This window comes from Mycobacterium simiae (assembly GCF_010727605.1).
Classification (GTDB): domain Bacteria; phylum Actinomycetota; class Actinomycetes; order Mycobacteriales; family Mycobacteriaceae; genus Mycobacterium; species Mycobacterium simiae.
In genome coordinates this window covers 2,943,394-2,962,289 of record NZ_AP022568.1, presented here as the reverse complement: position 1 = coordinate 2,962,289, position 18,896 = coordinate 2,943,394, and the positions used below count along the sequence as shown (strand labels likewise).

At 66.4% G+C, this 18,896-nt stretch carries 15 protein-coding genes; 2 read left to right on the top strand and 13 right to left on the bottom strand.

What is annotated here, in order from left to right; translation table 11 throughout:
- Window positions 1-35 precede the first annotated feature (35 nt).
- Window positions 36-1,592, bottom strand: a complete 1,557-nt coding sequence (gene glpK, locus G6N33_RS13675) for a glycerol kinase GlpK (RefSeq protein WP_044508883.1) — start codon at window positions 1,590-1,592, stop codon at window positions 36-38.
- Window positions 1,593-1,738: 146 nt separating this feature from the next.
- Between glpK and G6N33_RS13670 the strand changes: the two genes are divergently transcribed.
- Window positions 1,739-3,226, top strand: coding sequence for a hypothetical protein (locus G6N33_RS13670; protein ID WP_044512514.1), 1,488 nt, complete (start codon window positions 1,739-1,741; stop codon window positions 3,224-3,226).
- Window positions 3,227-3,317: 91 nt separating this feature from the next.
- On the opposite strand, the gene egtE is transcribed toward G6N33_RS13670, so the two are convergent.
- The 12 genes from egtE to G6N33_RS13610 all read right to left on the bottom strand — a co-directional run bounded on the left by egtE (window position 3,318) and on the right by G6N33_RS13610 (window position 16,676).
- Window positions 3,318-4,463: an ergothioneine biosynthesis PLP-dependent enzyme EgtE gene (gene egtE / locus G6N33_RS13665; protein WP_044508884.1), complete on the bottom strand. Its 1,146-nt coding sequence runs from the start codon at window positions 4,461-4,463 to the stop codon at window positions 3,318-3,320.
- Window positions 4,460-5,425, bottom strand: a complete 966-nt coding sequence (gene egtD / locus G6N33_RS13660) for an L-histidine N(alpha)-methyltransferase (RefSeq protein ID WP_044508885.1) — start codon at window positions 5,423-5,425, stop codon at window positions 4,460-4,462. The genes egtE and egtD overlap by 4 nt, the downstream gene beginning before the upstream one ends.
- Window positions 5,422-6,135 carry an ergothioneine biosynthesis protein EgtC gene (gene egtC, locus G6N33_RS13655; protein ID WP_044508886.1) on the bottom strand — a complete coding sequence of 238 codons (714 nt, stop codon included), beginning with the start codon at window positions 6,133-6,135 and terminating at the stop codon, window positions 5,422-5,424. Before egtC ends, egtD begins: the two co-directional genes overlap by 4 nt.
- On the bottom strand, window positions 6,135-7,445 hold the full coding sequence (gene egtB, locus G6N33_RS13650; protein WP_044508887.1) for an ergothioneine biosynthesis protein EgtB: 1,311 nt from the start codon (window positions 7,443-7,445) through the stop codon (window positions 6,135-6,137). Before egtB ends, egtC begins: the two co-directional genes overlap by 1 nt.
- Complete coding sequence (gene egtA / locus G6N33_RS13645) at window positions 7,442-8,731, bottom strand: ergothioneine biosynthesis glutamate--cysteine ligase EgtA (RefSeq protein WP_101528694.1); 1,290 nt, start codon at window positions 8,729-8,731, stop codon at window positions 7,442-7,444. The genes egtB and egtA overlap by 4 nt, the downstream gene beginning before the upstream one ends.
- A 158-nt stretch (window positions 8,732-8,889) precedes the next feature.
- Entirely contained in the window at window positions 8,890-9,531 is a 642-nt protein-coding gene (locus tag G6N33_RS13640; RefSeq protein WP_044512516.1) for a sensor domain-containing protein, read from the bottom strand.
- A gap of 59 nt (window positions 9,532-9,590) precedes the next feature.
- Window positions 9,591-11,033 carry a catalase gene (locus tag G6N33_RS13635; RefSeq protein WP_044508889.1) on the bottom strand — a complete coding sequence of 481 codons (1,443 nt, stop codon included), beginning with the start codon at window positions 11,031-11,033 and terminating at the stop codon, window positions 9,591-9,593.
- A gap of 172 nt (window positions 11,034-11,205) precedes the next feature.
- A complete protein-coding gene (locus G6N33_RS13630) occupies window positions 11,206-11,631 on the bottom strand; it encodes a hypothetical protein (protein ID WP_044508890.1) in 426 nt (141 codons plus the stop codon).
- Between the two features lie 211 nt (window positions 11,632-11,842).
- The gene (locus tag G6N33_RS13625; protein ID WP_081662109.1) at window positions 11,843-12,229 is read right to left on the bottom strand and encodes a hypothetical protein; all 387 of its coding nucleotides are present in this window, start codon (window positions 12,227-12,229) and stop codon (window positions 11,843-11,845) included.
- Between the two features lie 1,008 nt (window positions 12,230-13,237).
- On the bottom strand, window positions 13,238-14,335 hold the full coding sequence (locus G6N33_RS13620; protein ID WP_408632795.1) for a DUF4185 domain-containing protein: 1,098 nt from the start codon (window positions 14,333-14,335) through the stop codon (window positions 13,238-13,240).
- 40 nt (window positions 14,336-14,375) lie between these two features.
- A complete protein-coding gene (locus G6N33_RS13615; protein ID WP_044508892.1) occupies window positions 14,376-15,410 on the bottom strand; it encodes an aspartate-semialdehyde dehydrogenase in 1,035 nt (344 codons plus the stop codon).
- Window positions 15,411-16,676 (bottom strand): aspartate kinase, encoded by a 1,266-nt coding sequence (locus G6N33_RS13610; protein WP_044508893.1) that lies wholly within the window; start codon window positions 16,674-16,676, stop codon window positions 15,411-15,413.
- A gap of 296 nt (window positions 16,677-16,972) precedes the next feature.
- Here G6N33_RS13610 and leuA point away from each other — a divergent pair, with 296 nt between their 5' ends.
- The gene (leuA, locus tag G6N33_RS13605; protein ID WP_232069434.1) at window positions 16,973-18,895 is read left to right on the top strand and encodes a 2-isopropylmalate synthase; all 1,923 of its coding nucleotides are present in this window, start codon (window positions 16,973-16,975) and stop codon (window positions 18,893-18,895) included.
- The last annotated feature ends 1 nt before the right edge of the window (window position 18,896 follow it).

The window sequence follows — 18,896 nt, the reverse complement described above, 5'->3', positions numbered from 1 at the left end:
GAGTGTCCGCCGGCACAGCGCCGGCGGACACTCGGCTAGGACACATCGACCCAATCCAGGGTGCGCTGCACCGCCTTTCGCCAACCCGCATATCCCTGCGCGCGCTGGTCGTCATTCCACGCCGGCGTCCACCGTTTGTCCTCCTGCCAATTGGCCCGCAGATCCGACGGATCGGCCCAGAACCCCACCGCTAGGCCCGCCGCATAAGCGGCGCCCAGCGCGGTGGTCTCCGCGACCACCGGCCGCACCACGTCCACACCGAGCACATCGGCCTGAATCTGCATGCACAGCTCGTTTTGCGTGATACCGCCGTCAACCTTCAAAACGTCAAGGCGCACACCGGAATCGGCCTCCATGGCGTCGACCACGTCGCGGCTCTGGTAACAGATCGCCTCCAGCGTGGCGCGAGCCAGATGGGCGTTGGTGTTGTAGCGCGACAGCCCGACGATCGCGCCGCGCGCATCCGACCGCCAATACGGTGCGAATAGCCCGGAAAACGCCGGGACGAAATACACCCCGCCGTTGTCGGGAACCTCGCGCGCCAGCGATTCGCTCTGCGCGGCGCCGCTGATGATGCCCAGCTGGTCGCGCAGCCACTGCACCGCCGAGCCGGTCACCGCGATCGACCCTTCCAGCGCGTAGACGGGTTTGGCATCGCCGAACTGATAGCAAACCGTGGTCAGCAATCCGTTGTCGGATCGCACGATTGTCTCGCCGGTATTGAGCAACAGGAAATTACCGGTGCCGTAGGTGTTTTTCGCCTCCCCTGCCGACAAGCACACCTGACCGACCATCGCGGCGTGCTGGTCACCGAGCATGCCGGCGATCGGCACCTCGGCGCCGATCGGCCCGTCGCCGAACGTCACGCCGTAGGGCTGCTTCGGCGACGAGGCCGCGATCGCGGGCAACATCTCTCGCGGAATGGAGAAGAACGACAACAGCTCGTCGTCCCACTCCAGCGTCTCGAGATCCATCAGCATGGTGCGGCTCGCGTTGGTGACGTCGGTGATGTGCACCCCGCCCCGCGGCCCGCCGGTCAGATTCCACAGCACCCAGCTGTCCGCGGTGCCGAACAACGCGTCACCGTTTTCGGCCGCCGCGCGCACCCCGTCGACGTTCTGCAGGATCCATTGCAACTTGCCGCCCGAGAAATAGGTGGCCGGGGGCAGGCCCGCCTTCTGCCGGATCACGTCGCCCCTGCCGTCGCGCTGCAGCGCCGACGCGATCCGGTCGGTTCGGGTGTCTTGCCAGACGATGGCGTTGTAGTACGGCCGCCCGGTGCGCTTGTCCCAGACCAACGTCGTCTCGCGTTGATTGGTAATGCCCAGCGCAGCAATATCTTTCGCCGAGAGTTTCGACGTATTCAATACCGACATCAACACCGACGCGGTGCGTTCCCAGATCTCGATCGGATTGTGCTCCACCCAGCCCGCCTGGGGCAGCACCTGCTCGTGCTCGAGCTGGTGACGGGCCACCTCGGCGCCGCCGTGGTCGAAGATCATGCAGCGGGTGCTGGTGGTGCCTTGGTCGATAGCTGCGACGAACTCAGCCACCTGCTCTCCTTTGTCGTGAACTGGGACACGTCCTGCCATCGTCCATGATGGGCTACCGACCCACCAGATCCGCAGCTAATCGGCCCCATCCGGCCGCCCGGTCGATGCGGCCGGACATGGCCCCGATCGCTGCGCCGGGCGCGCCGCTCTTGCGTTACCGCCGGCAACCCTGTTGCATCGGCGATGTGGGCGAAGAGGTCAAGCGCACCACGTATGACCGCGCACAACGGCGGGCGTACCGGCGCAAGGTGCAGCTTTGTCTGGACGTCTTCGAGACAATGCTGACCAAGTCGCGTTTCGACTCCGACCGGCCACTTTCCGGAATGGAAATCGAATGCAACCTCGTCGACGGCAACTATCAACCCGCCATGTCGAATCGGCATGTGCTGGACGCGATCGCCGATCCGGCCTATCAGCGGGAATTGGGTGCCTACAACATCGAATTCAATGTGCCGCCCCGGCCGCTGCCCGGACATACCGTCCTCGACCTGGAGACAGAGGTGCGTACCAGCCTCAACGAAGCACAAATCCGGGCCGGATCGGACGGCACCCGCATCGTGATGATTGGCATTCTGCCCACCCTGATGCCCGAACATCTATCCCGCGACGGCTGGATGAGCGAGTCGACCAGGTACGCCGCGCTCAACGATTCCATCTTCAGTGCGCGCGGCGAGGACATCCCGATCCGCATCTCCGGCCCGGAGCCGCTGAGCTGGGAGGCCGCCACCATCGCCCCCGAATCCGCTTGCACCAGTATGCAATTGCACCTTCAAGTGGCACCGGAGGATTTCGCCGCAAACTGGAACGCGGCACAAGTGATGGCCGGCCCGCAGCTGGCGCTGGGTGCCAACTCGCCGTACTTCTTCGGCCATCGGCTCTGGTCGGAAACCCGCATTGAGGTGTTCGCCCAGTCCACCGACACTCGGCCGGAGGAACTCAAGGTCCAGGGCGTGCGGCCCCGGGTGTGGTTCGGCGAACGCTGGATCACCTCGATCCTGGATCTGTTCAAGGAGAACATCCGCTACTTCCCCTCGCTGCTGCCCGAGCTGTCCGACGAGGATCCGGTCGCCGAGCTGGCCGCCGGGCGGGTACCCGCGCTGCCCGAACTGCGCCTGCACAACGGCACCGTGTACCGGTGGAACCGGCCGGTGTACGACGTCTTGGAGGTGGACGGAGTCGGTCGCCCGCACCTGCGGCTGGAGAATCGGGTGTTGCCTGCCGGTCCCACCGTCGTCGACATGCTGGCCAACTCCGCGTTCTACTACGGCACCCTGCGCGCCCTCTCCGAAGACCAGAAGCCGATCTGGACAAAAATAAGTTTTGCTGCGGCACATGCCAATTTCCTCGCCGCGGCACGCCACGGAATCGAGGCCCGGCTGCACTGGCCGGACCGGGGCGAGGTGGCGGCCGCCGACTTGGTGCTCGACACGTTGCTGCCGATCGCCCACGAAGGACTCCGGCGCTGGGGTGTCGACGCCGAGGTGCGCGAGCGGTTCCTCGGGGTAATCGAGGGCCGGGCCAAGGCGGGTCGCAACGGCGCCACCTGGCAGGTCGCAACGGTGCAGGCGCTGGAAGAAGATGGCATGACCCGACCCGCCGCCCTCGCCGAGATGCTGCGCCGGTACTGCGACCACATGCACGCCAACGAGCCGGTCCACACCTGGCCCTGCTGAGCACCGGGAGGTCTGAATCGATGACACCGTCACGATGCCCGGCTGCTGTGCGTCCTTCGGCGCCAAGGCTGGGCGTTGGCGTCGAACCCCGCTAGGCGGCGGTCGCGGCGGTCGCGGCGATCAGCGCCTCGGCGAAGGTCTCCAGGTCCGCCGCGGTGGTGTCGGCATGCGGGGAGATCCGCAGCACCGGTGCCGTCATCGCCAGCGGCGCGCGCTGAATGCCCGCGAAGGTACTCAAGATCCGTCGTTCGGTGAGCAGCCAATCCTGCACCAGCTGCGGGTCGGCGCCGTCGGTAGGCGCCAAAGTGGTTATTGCGCTTGGTTCTTCGACTTCTTCGAGCACGGCCCATCCCGGCACGTCGGCCAGCGTGCTGCGGCTGATGCGGCCGACCTCGGCCAGCCTCGCCCGCACCGCCGCGGGCCCAAACCCCAGATACTCACCGAGCGCCACCGAAAACCCGACGCGCGCGGCGATATTGGCTTCACCGAATTCGAGTTGCTGGGCCACCGACACCGGTTCGGACCATGTCGGCGCCGGCAGCCGGGGGCGCAGCCGCCGCGTCAGGTCCGCCCGGATGGCCAGGAAACCCACGCCGCGCGGACCGGCCATCCACTTGCGGGACGAGGAGTACATCACGTCGGCCCCGACCGCGCAGTCCACCTGGCCCAACGCCTGGGCAGCGTCGACAACCAGCGGCAACCCCAGGTCGCGGCACAGCTGCACCACCATCGAAATAGGTTGCACCACACCGCTGTGGCTGGCCACCGGAGTCAGGTGGACGAAATCGGGCGGGTCGGTCTCGAGGGCGAACGCCGCGTCGTCGAGCGCGAGCCGGCCATCCTCGAGCGTCGGCAGCAACCGTCGATCGAAGCCGTAGGCCGCCATCACCGCGAGGTTGGGACCGTATTCGCCGGGCAGGCAAGCCAGGGTCCGGCGCTCGGTGGGCCAACTACCGAGCAGCAGATCCAAGGCATTCAGCGAGCCGGTGGTGTAGATGACGTCGGCGTCGGCCATTCCGGTCAGCGCGGCGAGGGCGGCGCGCCCGGCATCCAACGTGGTGGCCGCCGCCTGTGCCGCCACATATGCGCCGACCTCGGCCTCGTGCCGGGCGTGCTGTGCAGCGGCGTCGATGGCCGCGAAGCTTTGCCGCGAGCTGGCGGCACTATCGAGATGGAGGCCGGCCGCCGGTGGTCGGGCCGCCCGCCACCGGTCGGCCAGCGACGCAGCCTCGTTCACTTGACCGCTAACGACAAACCGAAATCGCCCGCGGTGTCGGTCCACCACTGAAGGCGGCGCAGGCCCGCGCCGGCCAGCTCCGCGCTTACCCCCTCGGAACGGAACTTGCTGGACACCTCGGTCAGCATCTCCTCACCGGCCGCGAACTCGACGGTCAGGTCCAGGGCCCCGATCCGGACTCGCTGCGGTCGGTCGGTCCGCAGCCACATCTCAATGCGTTCCTCCGCAACGTTCCACCGCGCCACGTGCTCGAAGGCGGCGACGTCGAAATCCGCATCCAGTTCCCGGTTGACCACGGCGAGCACATTGCGGTTGAAGCGTGCCGTCACTCCCGCGGCGTCGTCGTAGGCGCGCAGCAACCGGCCGGTGTCCTTGACCAGGTCGGTGCCCAGCAGCAGGGTGTCGCCGGGCTGCATAACCCCGGCCAGGGTGGTGAGAAATTCGGCGCGCGGCCCCGGAGTGAGGTTGCCGATCGTCGACCCGAGGAACACGAACAGGCGCCGGCCCCCGGCCGGGATCTCACCGAGGTGCTCCTCGAAATCGCCGCACACGGCCTTGATCTCGACGCCTGGGTATTCCTGTTGGATGGCAGCGGCGGCGGTCGCCAGGATGCCGGCATCGACGTCGAACGGGACGAACCGACGCAAGGCTGTGCGCCGGTGCAGTGCGTCCAGCAATAGCCGAGTCTTCTCCGACGTTCCGCTACCCAACTCGACCAGCGTGTCGGCCTGGCTTGTCGACGCGATCTCGGCGGACCGGGCGCCCAGGATCTCCGCCTCCGCCCGGGTGGGATAGTACTCCGGCAGCCGGGTGATCTGGTCGAACAGTTCGCTGCCCACAGAATCGTAAAACCATTTGGGCGGCAACGACTTCGGCGCACGCTGCAGGCCATCGAAGACATCTCGGCGCAATGCGTGATACGCCGAGTCGGCGGCCAGGTGGTTGGACAGCGACAGCGTCATCGAGATCCCTTCGGCTCGTCCAGCGGGGTCATCGTCACACCCTGCGCGGTGACTTCGACGAGATGGTGATCGGGTATGTCTTCCCAATCCGAGTCGTCGTCGTAGGGCTCGCTGGCCAACACCACGCCGTCGTCGCGGCGCAGGATGGACAGGGTGTCACCCCACGCGGTGGCCAGCATGCGAGAACCGTTGGCCGCCAGGATATTCAGCCGGGCGTGGGGGTCGAGCGCGCCGATCTGCGCGATCGTCGCACCCAGCGCGTCCAGGCCCAACGCGAAGATGGTAGCCGCCAACATCGCGCTATCACAAACGGATTCGGCCGTTGCCGTCAACGGCAGCACACCACGATCGACGACGCCGTTGTGCGACAACAACCATTGCCCGTCGGTGAACGGTGCGGTGGCACTGACTTCGATCGGCATGCCCACCGTCGCCGAGCGCACCGCGGCCACCACGCAGCCGCTGCGCAGCGCCGGGGCTACCGAGTCGAACGAAGCGTCGCCCCACAGCGGTGCCGCGCTGCGCCAGCGTCGGGGCACACCGCCGGCGACGGAGCGATCGAAAAACCCTACGCCCCAGCCGTCGGCGTTCATCAGGCCGTGTTTCTGGCGGCGCGGTGCGTAGGACTGCACCCGAAGGCCGAACGGCGGATCCAGCACCAGCGTCGAGACGCTGACTTCGGCGCCCAGCCAGCCGAGGTGACGACACATCAGGTGCGATCTCCCGCGTCGGGAACGTCCCAAGCCAACCGCACCCCGGAGAAGATCTGCCGACGGATCGGATGATCCCAATTGCGGAAGCTGGGCCGCAGGATGGCCGCTTCCACCGCCCACGATCCACCGCGCAAAACCCGGTAGTCGCCGTCGAAGAACGGCTGCGAATACCGCTCGTAGATCATCGGCACAAATCCGGGCCACGGCCGCAGCGGCGAGCTGGTCCATTCCCAGACATCACCGAGCATCTGCTCAACGCCGTAGGCCGAGGCGCCGGCCGGGTAGGCACCCACCGGCGCCGGGCGCAGCGCGGTTCCGCCCAGGTTGGCGAGCTCGCTTGACGGCTCGTGGGACCCCCACGGGTAGCGGCGCCGGGTCTCGGTGGCCGGATCCCAAGCGCAGGCCTTCTCCCACTCGATTTCGCTGGGCAGCCGGGCACCGGCCCAGGCGGCGTAGGCCTCCGCCTCGAAATAGGTGACATGCTGCACCGGTTCGTCGGGCGGGATGTCCTCGATGTAGCCGAACCGGGTCCGGGTGCGGCCGTCAGAACCCCAGAATTGCGGTGCGGCAAGACCGGCGTTCGACCGGTACTCCCACCCGCGTGCCGACCACCAACGGGGATCGCGGTAGCCGCCGTCGCCGATGAACTGCTGCCATTCGCCGTTGGTGACCGGGACCCGTCCAATTCGAAACGACGGCACGTCGACGACGTGGGCGGGGCGCTCGTTGTCCAGCGAGAAGGGTTCGCTGGAGGCGTTTACGCCGAGTACGAACGGGCCGCCCGGCACCAGCACCGACGTCCCGGCCAGGCCAGCCCGCCCAGGCGGCAAGCTGACGGGGTCGCGCAGCAGCGGGCTGCCGGTGCGCAGGTTCAACGCCTGCAGCATCGTTTCGTCGTGTTGGTGCTCGTGGCTGACGATCATCCCGTAGGTGAAGGCCGCACGGTCACCGGCCGGATTGTCAGGCAGCGCGTCCAGCGCATCCAACGCCGCGGAACGCACTGTGCGGCAATACGATCGGGCTTGTTCGGGAGACAGCAGCGGCAAGTCGACACGGCTGGCGCGCGGATGCACGAAGGCGTCGTAGAGGCCCTCCACCGCCGGGTCCAGCATCCCGGGGCGAGCGGGGTCGCCGCCGCGCAACAGCCACAGCTCCTCTTGCTGGCCGATGTGCGCGAGATCCCACACCAGCGGGCTCATCAGCGGGTGGTACTGACGATGCAGTTCGTCGTCGTCGAAATCGACCAGCCGCAATGTGCGGGCCCGCGCCCGCTCGAGATCGTCGGCGATTCGTTGTCGCGAAGTCACAACTCCCCTTGCGCCAGCTGCGACACCGTGGCCGCGATGCCGCTGTCGATGACCTGATCGGAGAAGCCATCGCCGGGACATCGGCCCCGCTCGACATCGGCGAGCAACCGCTGCATCGCGTCAGTGAGGTCGACCGGAGCCTTGTCGGCCGCGATTGCCACACACGACACGGCGGCCGCCCGCAGCCGCCGGTCGGCCAGACCGAGCCGGGCCGCGTTATCCCAGGCGGTCGCCACCGGCTCGACCGCCGCGGCAGCCGCGGCGGCGGCATCCGGGTCGTCGAGCAGCGTCGTCAGAGTGAACACGAGGGCGGGCCAGTACTGGTCCGGCGTGCTGTCGAGGTAGCGGATTTCCAGCCACCGTCTGGGTCGCACCGGCGGGAACAGCGTGGTGAGGTGATAGTCGAGGTCGGCGAGGCTGGGGCGGCGGCCGCACAGCTGCGCTGAGCCGTCGGCCCAGTCCGCGAACGACACGTAGTGGGTGAGCGGGACGGCCTGGGGATTGTGCACCATCATCACCGGCGCCTTGAGTGCGTAGCGGGCCCACTCGGTGCCGGGGTCGTCACCGCTTGCGCCCAGGATCGGCCCGCAGCGCGCCGAGTCCATCTGCCCCCACACCCGCTGGCGGCTGGACTGCCAACCGGTGAATTCACCGCCGAGCATCGGGGAGTTCGCGGTGATCGCAATCATGGTGGGCCCCAAGGCATGGGCCAGCCGCACCCGGGCGGCCCACTCGGTTTGCGGCCCGGCATCCACGTTGAGCTGAATCGAGGCCGTCGACGTCATCATCGCGGCGCCCGCCTCGGCGGACTGGCCGGCGGCGAAGAACTCCTCCATCGCGCGGTAGCGTGCGCCCGGGTTGATGCGCTTGGGCGACCGCAGCGGATCGGTGCCCAAAAAGACCAGTCCCAGCCCCTCGTCGGCCAGGGTCTTACGCAACACCCCCTGGTCAGTGCGCATCGCCTCGATAGCGGTCAGCACACTGTCCTCCGGTCGACCGGATAATTCGATCGCGCCGCCAGGCTCCACGGTGACCGCGCTGCCGCCGGGCAGCAACGGCAGCGCGTCGATGACTCCGGTGATTTCGTCCCAGCTGGGCCGGCGGTGTGGGTCAACCGGGTCGAAGCAGTGCCCTTCCATCTCCAGCCCGACACGTCCCGCGGGGCCGTCGATCAGGCACCCGTCGGCGATGTATTGGGCGGCTTCCTCGGAGCTGGTCAACGCCGATTCGGCGGGGCGGGCGACGTCGAGTTGCGAGGCCGCGGCGGTGATAGCGGCGAGCGTCATATCACGATCCCTCCGGGCCCGACCAGGCACGCCGAGCAACATGTTGGGCGGATATCCGAACGATAGCCGCCATCAGTTCATCTTCCAGATCGCCCCGACATATTCCCGTCCGCACAGGTCCGGACGGCGCGGCTGGCATGGACACCCGACTTCACCGGCTACTGCCCCAGCGCGTTTTGCATGGCACCGGCCAGCACATTCACCGCGGGGCCCGCGTTGCCAGACTGACAAACCTTGGCCTGCAACACCACGTTTTCGCGCAGCCGGGTTTGATTGAAACAGCGTCGATCGGTGCCCGCTTCCTGCTTGGTCCAATTCGCGTCGGCGGCCGTTGCCGGTGCGCCGGCGAACGTCCACACCTGCGTTTGCCCGTTGTCCAGGTGCATCGCGGTGGTCTGCCCCGAGCAGCCGCCGGTCCGGTCGACCACGCGGTGAAAGGCACGGTTTGCGGCGTCGGTGGTGGCGAACACCCCGACCGCCTGCTTGACCAGGTGAGTTTGGTCGGTGGCCGACGTTTGCGTGACGGCCCCGTTGAACGACGCCAGGTCGGGATCGTTGAACACCTCGGGCAGACCGATGTCGGCCCAATTGTTGCAGTCGGGCACGTCGACGAAGAACCCCTGGAAGGGCTCCATGAATACCGACTCCCAACCCATCGGGCCGCCGACGACGTTGCCGACCGACCCTTTGCCGAGGACCGCATACGACACGACACCGGGATCGGAGGGATGGGCGGACGCGGTCGGGGTGGACCAGCCCAGCGCCAGACCGGCGCTCACCGCCACGGCGGAGATCCGCATCATGAGGTTCGATCATGCCAGGCTGACGCCGACCCGTGCACCCACGTCACCCGGGTGAACTACTGGCCCCGAAAGCCTTCCTCCACCTTCTTGCCGAGATCGGGATCGACGTTGCGCCAATACTCGAAGACCCGCGACAGCACCGGCTCCCGCACACCCTTGGAGAGGTGTCCAATGATGTTGTGCGCCAATCGGTCGCGGGCCGCGTCGTCGAGGACCTCGCGGACCATGGTGCCCGCCTGGCTCCAGTCGTCATCCTCGGCGTGCAACGTGTAAGCCGCGCGGATCATCTGGCCGTCGGCATGCCAGCGCACCTCAGCCGCGCGTGCCGGATCCGCGTGCGGGCCGCCGTAAGAGTTGGGCGCATACACCGGATCGGTCACATTCTTGATGCGCATCACGCCGTCTTTGGAATAACTGTTGACCTCCACCTTGGGCTCGTTGACCGGGATTTGCCGATAGTTGGCACCCAGTCGAGCGCGGTGCGCATCGGAGTAGGAGAAACCTCGCGCCTGCAACATCTTGTCCGGACTCAGCCCGGTGCCGGGCACGGTGTTGTTCGGTTCGAACGCCGCCTGCTCGATCTCGGTGTGGTAGTCCGTGACGTTGCGATTCAGCGTCATCTTGCCGACGTCGATCAGTGGATAATCGCCGTGCGGCCACACTTTCGTCAGGTCGAACGGGTTGAAACGGTAGTCCTTCGCCTCCTCGTACGGCATGATCTGCATCTTGAGCGTCCAGCTGGGATAGTCACCCCGCTCGATTGCGTCGTACAGGTCGCGCTGGTGGTAATCGCCGTCCTCGCCGGCCAATCGGTCGGCGTCTTCCTGGGTGAGGAACTCGATCCCCTGATCGGTGATGAAGTGATACTTCACCCAAAAGATTTCGCCGGCGGCATTGATCCAGCTGTAGGTGTGGCTGCTGTAGCCGTTCATGTTGCGCCACGTCTTGGGAATTCCGCGATCGCCCATCAGCCACGTCACCTGATGCGCGGATTCCGGCGACAGGCTCCAAAAATCCCATTGCATGTTATGGTCACGCAAATTTGTTGCCTGCATCCGCTTTTGGGAACGGATGAAGTGCTGGAACTTCAGCGGATCGCGCATGAAGAAGACCGGGGTATTGTTACCCACCAGGTCGAAGTTGCCTTCGGATGTGTAGAACTTCAATGCGAAACCACGCGGGTCCCGCCAGGTGTCCGGGCTGCCGCGCTCACCGGCCACCGTCGAAAAACGGGCCAGCATCTCGGTTTTGGTGCCGGGCTGGAACACCGCGGCCCGAGTGTACTGGCTGACGTCGTTGGTCACTTCGAACTGACCGAATGCACCGCCGCCCTTGGCGTGCGGCTGACGTTCCGGGATACGCTCCCGGTTGAATTGCGCCATCTGCTCGATCAGGTAGTGGTCCTGCAGCAGAATCGGGCCGTCGGGGCCGATCGTTAGCGACTGCTCGTCGCTGGGGGCAGCGATCCCCGCATCCGTCGTGGTGAAACGCTCCGTCATCTCAGATCTCCTCGTCATCTCCTTGTCGGATGGGGCTGATGCACTGCCGAGGGCAGTGCCATGTGTACCCAACCGGGCTGAATACGAATCAATGTCAAGAACTTTCACTGTCAAACCACGACGACCCAGCACCCCGTAGGGGCGCCGGGCCGTCGTGGCTGCTGAATCGACACTACGGACGCGGTCCCGGCGGAGCCGGGATCGGAGCGCTGGTTGCCGGTGCCGGACCGCCCGGCCCGCCGGGCGCCGCAATCGGGCCGCCGGGGCCGCCAGGTCCGAACGGACCCGCAGCGGGGCCGGGTCCATACGGACTGCCCGGATAAGGGCCGGGGGCACCCGGTCCGCCGTACTGCCACGGGCTCGGGCCGCCGGGGCCGCCTGGTCTGAACATCACGCCGTGATGGTGGCACCGCTGATGGTGATAACCGAAGATCATAGCGCCGGAAAAGAAGACGACCGACAGGATGAAGACGATGCCTGCGACGATGACCACCCACGCTGCGGCCGCGTAGAGCTTGGGCGGCTTGGCCCGCGGCGGTGCTGGAGGCGCAGTGGTGTCGACAGCCGGCTGTATCCCGCGTTCTGGTGTTTCGCTCATGCATTGAATACTGCCCCCGGATGGACTGCTGCAACACAGTCGGCGGCAAAGTTGCTGTGAATTCACCCGAACTCGAGCCCGGCCGCCGCGATCGCAGACGCACAGTAGCCCGGCGCTGCGCTGAGCACCGGGCTACTGTCCTGTTGATTTGTGGTCCCCGGAGTCCTCCTGTTACCCCGTGAGCAGTTGAGTCGGATCGGTTGTCTGGCGACTACGGCGTGCGCGACGGTGCGACCGACGACGGAATCTGGCTGGGTCCCGGGGCACCCGGTGCTACCGAGACAGGTCCACCTGGTTGGTTGGCACCAGGCCCGCCGATGGCTCCGCCACCCGGACCGCCGGGACCACCCCAGCGGTGCGGATGAAACATCGCGTGGTGCTTGTGGTGGTGATGGAAGCCATGGTGGTGTCCGGTCGACCTACCGAGCAGGAAGCCGGTGAAGAAGATGACCGCGATGATGAACACGGTCCCGGCGACGATGGCGACCCAGGCCGCCGCTTGGAAGACCCTGGCGGGTCGGTGCACGACCGGCTCTGCCAGGGCCGGTGCAGTTGCGGTCGCGGACCGCGTGGTGGGGGTGTCAGATGTTTCACTCATGAGACAAATGATGCGGGTGTAACCAATAGTTCCGGCTATGCGCTACTTATGAAGCAGCTGTGAGCCAAAACCCCTCCTCGCCTGGGGAATCGCTCTGCAGAGCGGCTTGACCGATGCCACGGTTTCGGACGGCGCTTTCCTCTCCGGTGCGGACCTCGCCGCCGGTTTGGTCGAGGCGGCCGGCTGACGATAGGGCCTCAGAACGCCATGCTGCCGGAGGGTTTGAGCACGAATCCATGTGGACCGCTGCTGGTGCCCAGGGATGCGACGAGCCGGTCGGGACCCACCGCGCAGGTCGCATTGGGGACGCTCACCTTCTGGCCGACGTTGAGTAGCACACCATGGGTGAACGGCGCACCACACGCATCATCCGTCCGGTTGATGGCGTATGGGCCCGGACTCCCCGCGCCCGCCGACCCGACGACGCACGGATTTCCGTCTGGCCGCTGCCTGCTCGCCAGCCTCGAACCGACATTCAACGTTCTACGGCGTTCTACGGCGTTCTACGGCGTGGAGAAGTGGGCAAAACGAGGTCCCCGCATCGAGACCACCTCCTTGCCGTCGATCTCTTGGATGCCGGTGATGGTCGGCCCGTAAACTTGCGGCAAGGTCTGCGGCGTTACTAGTGCAGTCGGCGTGGCAGTCAACAACCCTTACGGCGTGCTCGCGGTGGCGGCCTGAATCGGCAGCGTGTGGTGATCGGGAATCTCGCCGGCGCCGACCACCATGAAGCCGCCCTGCTTCTGTAAACCGTTGCCCCACAAGCAATTCTGACTGACTGGGGCAGACTGCCACAGCGCCCGTTGTCCGTTCTGGTTGCAGGGTGTACAACACGGTCTCCGGATGGGACAAGTCCAGGACGACGGTGTCGGGCGATGTGTAGCTGGTGTTGGGACTGCCGTCGGGATTGTGGTACGGCGCGATGGCATAGAACGCCAATGAATATTGATGTGACGCAGCTGCATCGCCACCCCCCGTTACTTGCACGGCCCGGGTGAGGTGGCCGGTTCAGTCAGGTTTGAACGGATTGACCGCGAACTGGATCACCCGATACGGCGCGGCCACCCGCGCACGAGTGTCCCACTGGCTGACGAAGATTCGTATCTCGTCGAGCGTGGAACCGGGCGAAATGTAACCGCCGTAGGGCTGGGCGAGCCGGTTGTCTTCGGGGGGCGGCAGGCTTTCCGCCGGTTCGGGCCATTCGTCGTGCTGCACCACCGTCGTCACCGGCGCCTCACCTAGCGAGGTGGGGTCGTTGGCCACGCGCACTTCCATGTTGCCCGTGCTGGCGTTGAAGTAGGACAACACGGCCTTGCCGTCGATCTGCCGGACACACATCTCTCCGACCATGTCCGGCCACAACGGCGTCGGCGGCTTGTTCCAACCGCCGCCCGGCCCGGCTGCCCAACCCTGCCATCGCGAACGGTCCGTAAAGTATTGCGGTGCAACACGATACAGCACAACCGGCTGACTACGGGTGAAGCTGTTGGCGACGATGTACACCCAGCCGGTCGGTGACTCGTCGGTTGGGATCGGGTCGTAATATCCGCTGATCTGGGTCTGCGAGCCGCCCTGATACGACCCGTCACGCGTGGATCCCGCAACGGTCTGCCACCCCGGGTGCGCCGGTTCGGCCGCCACCAGCCGCGAGCTCTGCGGCTTCAGATCCTTGGTGGTCGTCACCATCAAGTAGTTGCGCCGGTTGATCTGTACCACGCCGGCCGGCAGCTGCGAATCACCCGCGGGGGTGGGATCAGCCAACAGCGGCTTGCCGATCCCGGTGACGCCCGTGTACCTCACTCCGCCGGGGTCGTTGATCGAAGCGGTGTCGACGTGCAACGCGATCGGTGAGTACCAGCCACCGAACCCCACGCCCTGGCCGGCGAAGCTGTCGCCACAGACCTGCAGCAGTTCGGTGGGGAATTCCAGGAATTCGCAGAGATCCGTCGCGCCTATGCCGTAATCCTTTGTGGGAGTGCCGGTCCCGGCAGTGGGCCCGAGGCGCAGCACTTCACCCGGCGCCAGGGGGCGCACGATGGGCCCCGGCGCAGGCGCCGGAGGGTCGGCGTGTACACACCAAACTGGTTGTGCGACAACCAACCACAGCACAACGAGCAGCGTGAACCGACCGCCGCTCACCGGCGGATCAGAGCGCTGCGGCCAGCAGCTCGGCGATCTGTATGGTGTTGAGCGCCGCGCCCTTACGCAGGTTATCCCCCGAGACGAATAGCGCCAGCCCACGCCCATCCGGTACCCCCGGATCCTGGCGGATGCGGCCGACCAAGGACTCGTCGACACCGGCGGCATCCAGGGGAGTCGGCACGTCGACGACCTTCACCCCGGGGGCCGCGGCGAGCAGTTCCAGGGCACGCTCCGGCGAAAGTGGCTGCGCGAACTCGGCGTTGATGGACAACGAGTGCCCGGTGAACACCGGAACGCGGACGCAGGTCCCACTGACCAGCAGATCGGGAATACCGAGGATCTTGCGGCTCTCGTGGCGCAGCTTCTGGTCCTCGTCGGTCTCACCCGAGTCGTCGTCCACCAGCGAACCGGCCAACGGCACCACGTTGAACGCGATCGGCGCCACGTAGGTCTTGGGCGCCGGGAAGTCCACCGCCCGCCCGTCGTGCACAAGTTGTTCGGCGTTGCCGACGACGGCGCGCGCCTGGCTGGCCAACTCCTCGACACCGGCGATGCCGCTACCGGAGACCGCCTGGTAGCTCGAGACCACCAGCCGCACCAGCTGTGCCTCTTCGTGCAGCGGTTTGAGCACCGGCATGGCGGCCATGGTGGTGCAGTTCGGGTTGGCGATGATGCCCTTGGGTCTGCGGTGCGCGTCCCGTGCGAAGTTCACCTCCGACACCACCAGCGGCACGTCGGGATCCTTGCGCCACGCCGAGGAGTTGTCGATCACGGTCACCCCGGCCGCCGCGAACCGTGGCGCCTGCACCAACGACATCGTCTTCCCGGCCGAGAACAACGCGATGTCCAGGCCGCTCGGGTCAGCCGTGGCGGCATCCTCCACCTCGATCTCCTGCCCCCGGAACGGCAGCTTGCGACCCTGCGAGCGGGCCGAGGCGAAGAACCGCACGGAGTCGGCCGGGAAATCGCGTTCGTCGAGCAGGTTGCGCATGACCTGGCCCACCTGACCGGTCGCACCCACTACCCCGATGGCAACCATCTATCGCCCCGTCCCCGCATACACCGTGGCCTCCCCATCGCCGCCTAGCCCAAACGCCTCGTGCAACGCAACGACGGCCTTATCTAGTTCGGTGTCGCGGCACAGGACCGAAATGCGGATCTCCGAGGTCGAGATCAGTTCGATGTTGACCCCGACCTTGGCCAGCGCCTCACAGAACGTCGCAGTGACCCCGGGATGGCTGCGCATGCCCGCCCCGATCAGCGAGACCTTGCCGATGTGGTCGTCGTAGAGCAGCTGCGTGAAGCCGATCTCCTCCTTGAGCGCGTCCAGCTTGGCCACCGCCGTGGGCCCGCTATCGCGCGAGCAGGTGAACGTGATGTCGGTCTTTCCGTCCTCGACCTTGGAGACGTTCTGCAACACCATGTCGATGTTCACGTCGGCGTCGGCGACGGCGCGGAACACGCTGGCCGCATAGCCCGGGATGTCCGGGATACCGACGATGGTCACTTTGGCTTCGCTGCGGTCGTGCGCGACGCCAGTCAGCAGGGGGCTTTCCATGTCTATGTCCTTGATCGATCCGACGACGACGGTGCCGAGCTTGTCCGAGTACGAGGACCGGACGTGTACCGGAAGGTTGTAACGGCGGGCGTACTCCACGCAGCGCAGCATCAGCACCTTGGCACCGCAGGCGGCCATCTCGAGCATCTCCTCGAAGGTCACGGTGTCGAGCTTGCGGGCATTGGACACGATCCGGGGGTCCGCGCTGAAAATGCCGTCCACGTCGGTGTAGATCTCGCAGACGTCGGCTTTGAGTGCGGCGGCCAGGGCCACCGCGGTGGTATCCGAGCCGCCGCGGCCCAGGGTGGTCACGTCGCGGCTGTCCTGGCTGACGCCCTGGAAGCCGGCGACCAGCACGACGTCGCCCTGTTCGAGGGCGGATTGCAGCCGCGTCGGCGTGACGTCAATGATTTTCGCGTTGCCGTGCGTACCCGTGGTGATCACGCCGGCCTGCGACCCGGTGAACGACCGGGCGCGGGCGCCAAGCGATTCGACGGCCATGGCGACCAGCGCGTTGGAGATGCGTTCCCCCGCGGTCAGCAGCATGTCCAGCTCGCGGGCCGGCGGCACCGGGCACACCTGCTGCGCGAGATCGAGCAGGTCATCGGTGGTGTCGCCCATCGCCGAGACCACCACCACGACGTCGTTGCCCTGCTTTTTGGTCTCTACGATGCGTTCCGCGACACGGCGGATTCGGTCGGCGTCGGCCACCGAGGATCCGCCGTACTTCTGTACGACGAGCGCCACTGTTTTCCTGCCTGCCCTTCCCGCCCACCGACGTGGTTTAAGTTCACCTCAGAATACGTGGCGGCGCATCTCGTTTAATGACCCGTTAGCGGTGGCTACGGCCTGCGGTTTTGGTTCCCAGTCCGCGCGGTTTCGGCTCAGTTTCATCCCAGCCGCCGGTCGCGGTAGAGTTCAGGTCGTGCAGCGGGTGCTCCTTCTCGGACGCCGCGACGGGGTCTGATCCAGACCGGCTTCCCGTCGCGGGTGTTCGCGATGCGCCGGTCTGAAGTCCCTTCTGACATCCCGGAGCAATTACCGTGACCAACTTTTCTGAGATTGCCGATGCATACGTCTCGGCCCGAACTCTGAGCAAACCCGCGGGCCCGCCGCGGCCGGGCCAGCCGACTTGGAACCCGCAGCGCGGCTCGTCAATGCCGGTCGACCGGTACCGGCCCTTCGCCGACGAAGTGGAGCCCATCAAGCTGGCCGACCGCACCTGGCCGGACCGCGTCATCGACAGCGCGCCGCTGTGGTGTGCGGTGGATCTGCGCGACGGCAATCAGGCGTTAATCGATCCGATGAGCCCGGCCCGCAAGCGGCGCATGTTCGATCTGCTGGTCGCCATGGGCTACAAGGAAATTGAGGTCGGATTCCCGTCGGCCAGCCAGACCGACTTCGACTTCGTCCGCGAAATCATCACCGACAAAGCCATTCCCGACGACGTCACCATCCAGGTGTTGACCCAGTGCCGACCTGAACTGATCGAGCGCACGTTCCAGGCGTGCGAAGGCGCGCACCGGGTGATCGTGCACTTTTACAACTCGACGTCAATCCTGCAGCGGCGCGTGGTTTTTCGCGCCGACCGGGCAGCTGTGCAGGCCATCGCGACCGAGGGCGCGCGCAAGTGTGTCGAGGAGGCGGCGAAATACCCTGCTACGCAATGGCGATTCGAGTATTCGCCGGAGTCCTACACGGGCACGGAATTGGAGTACGCCAAGCAAGTTTGCGATGCCGTCGGCGAAATCATTCAGCCGACACCGCAGAACCCGATCATCTTCAACCTGCCCGCCACGGTGGAAATGGCCACGCCCAACGTCTACGCCGACTCGATCGAGTGGATGAGCCGCAACCTGGCCAACCGGGAGTCGGTCATTCTGAGTCTGCATCCGCACAACGACCGCGGAACCGCTGTTGCCGCAGCCGAATTGGGCTACCAGGCCGGCGCTGACCGAATCGAGGGCTGCCTGTTCGGCAACGGGGAGCGGACCGGCAATGTGTGCCTGGTGACGCTGGGACTGAACCTGTTCTCTCGCGGCGTCGACCCGCAGATCGACTTCTCCAACATCGACGAGATCCGCCGGACGGTGGAGTACTGCAACCAGCTGGCGGTGCCCGAACGTCACCCCTACGGCGGCGATCTGGTGTACACCGCGTTCTCCGGTAGCCACCAGGACGCGATCAACAAGGGCCTGGATCAGATGAAGGTGGACGCCGACGCCGCGGGCACCGACGTCGAGGACATGCTCTGGCAGGTGCCGTACCTGCCGATCGACCCGCGCGATGTCGGCCGCACCTACGAGGCCGTGATCCGGGTCAACTCCCAGTCCGGCAAGGGCGGGGTGGCCTACATCATGAAGTCCGACCACGGGCTGGTGCTGCCGCGACGGCTGCAGATCGAGTTCTCCCAGGTGATCCAGAAGATCGCCGACGGCGAAGGCGGCGAGGTGTCGCCGAAGGAGATGTGGGACGCGTTCTCCGAGGAGTACCTGCAACCGGTGTGGCCGCTGGAGCGGATCAAGCAGCGGGTGGAGGCTGCCGAGGATGACGGCGGCATGACCAGTATCACCGCGGTCGTCAAGATCAACGGGGTGGAGACCGAGGTGAGCGGCTCCGGCAACGGACCGTTGGCCGCGTTCGTCCACGCGCTGGGCGGCGTCGGGTTCGACGTTGCGGTGCTGGACTACTCCGAGCATGCACTGAGCGCCGGTGACGACGCGCAGGCCGCCGCGTATGTGGAGGTTTCGGTCGCGATCGCGAGCGCGGCGGAGCCGGGCGAAGCGGGTCGCGGCCCATCCAACCCGGTCGCGATCGCGAGCGCGGCGGAGCCGGGCGAAGCGGGTCGCGGCCCATCCAACCCGGTCACCGGCAAAACGGTGTGGGGTGTCGGCATCGCGCCGTCGATCACCACGGCCTCGCTGCGCGCGGTCGTCTCGGCGGTCAACCGCGCTGCACGCGGCTAGC

Coding starts and splice junctions, on each gene's coding strand:
- egtD (WP_044508885.1), bottom strand. CDS start 5,425: ATGACGCTGTCGCTGTCCAACCACCTGGCCGCCGACTCGGCGTATCAC.
- G6N33_RS13615 (WP_044508892.1), bottom strand. CDS start 15,410: ATGGTTGCCATCGGGGTAGTGGGTGCGACCGGTCAGGTGGGCCAGGTC.
- G6N33_RS13625 (WP_081662109.1), bottom strand. CDS start 12,229: ATGAGTGAAACATCTGACACCCCCACCACGCGGTCCGCGACCGCAACT.
- egtC (WP_044508886.1), bottom strand. CDS start 6,135: ATGTGTCGTCACCTCGGCTGGCTGGGCGCCGAAGTCAGCGTCTCGACG.
- G6N33_RS13630 (WP_044508890.1), bottom strand. CDS start 11,631: ATGAGCGAAACACCAGAACGCGGGATACAGCCGGCTGTCGACACCACT.
- G6N33_RS13635 (WP_044508889.1), bottom strand. CDS start 11,033: ATGACGGAGCGTTTCACCACGACGGATGCGGGGATCGCTGCCCCCAGC.
- G6N33_RS13640 (WP_044512516.1), bottom strand. CDS start 9,531: ATGCGGATCTCCGCCGTGGCGGTGAGCGCCGGTCTGGCGCTGGGCTGG.
- glpK (WP_044508883.1), bottom strand. CDS start 1,592: ATGGCAGGACGTGTCCCAGTTCACGACAAAGGAGAGCAGGTGGCTGAG.
- egtA (WP_101528694.1), bottom strand. CDS start 8,731: ATGACGCTCGCCGCTATCACCGCCGCGGCCTCGCAACTCGACGTCGCC.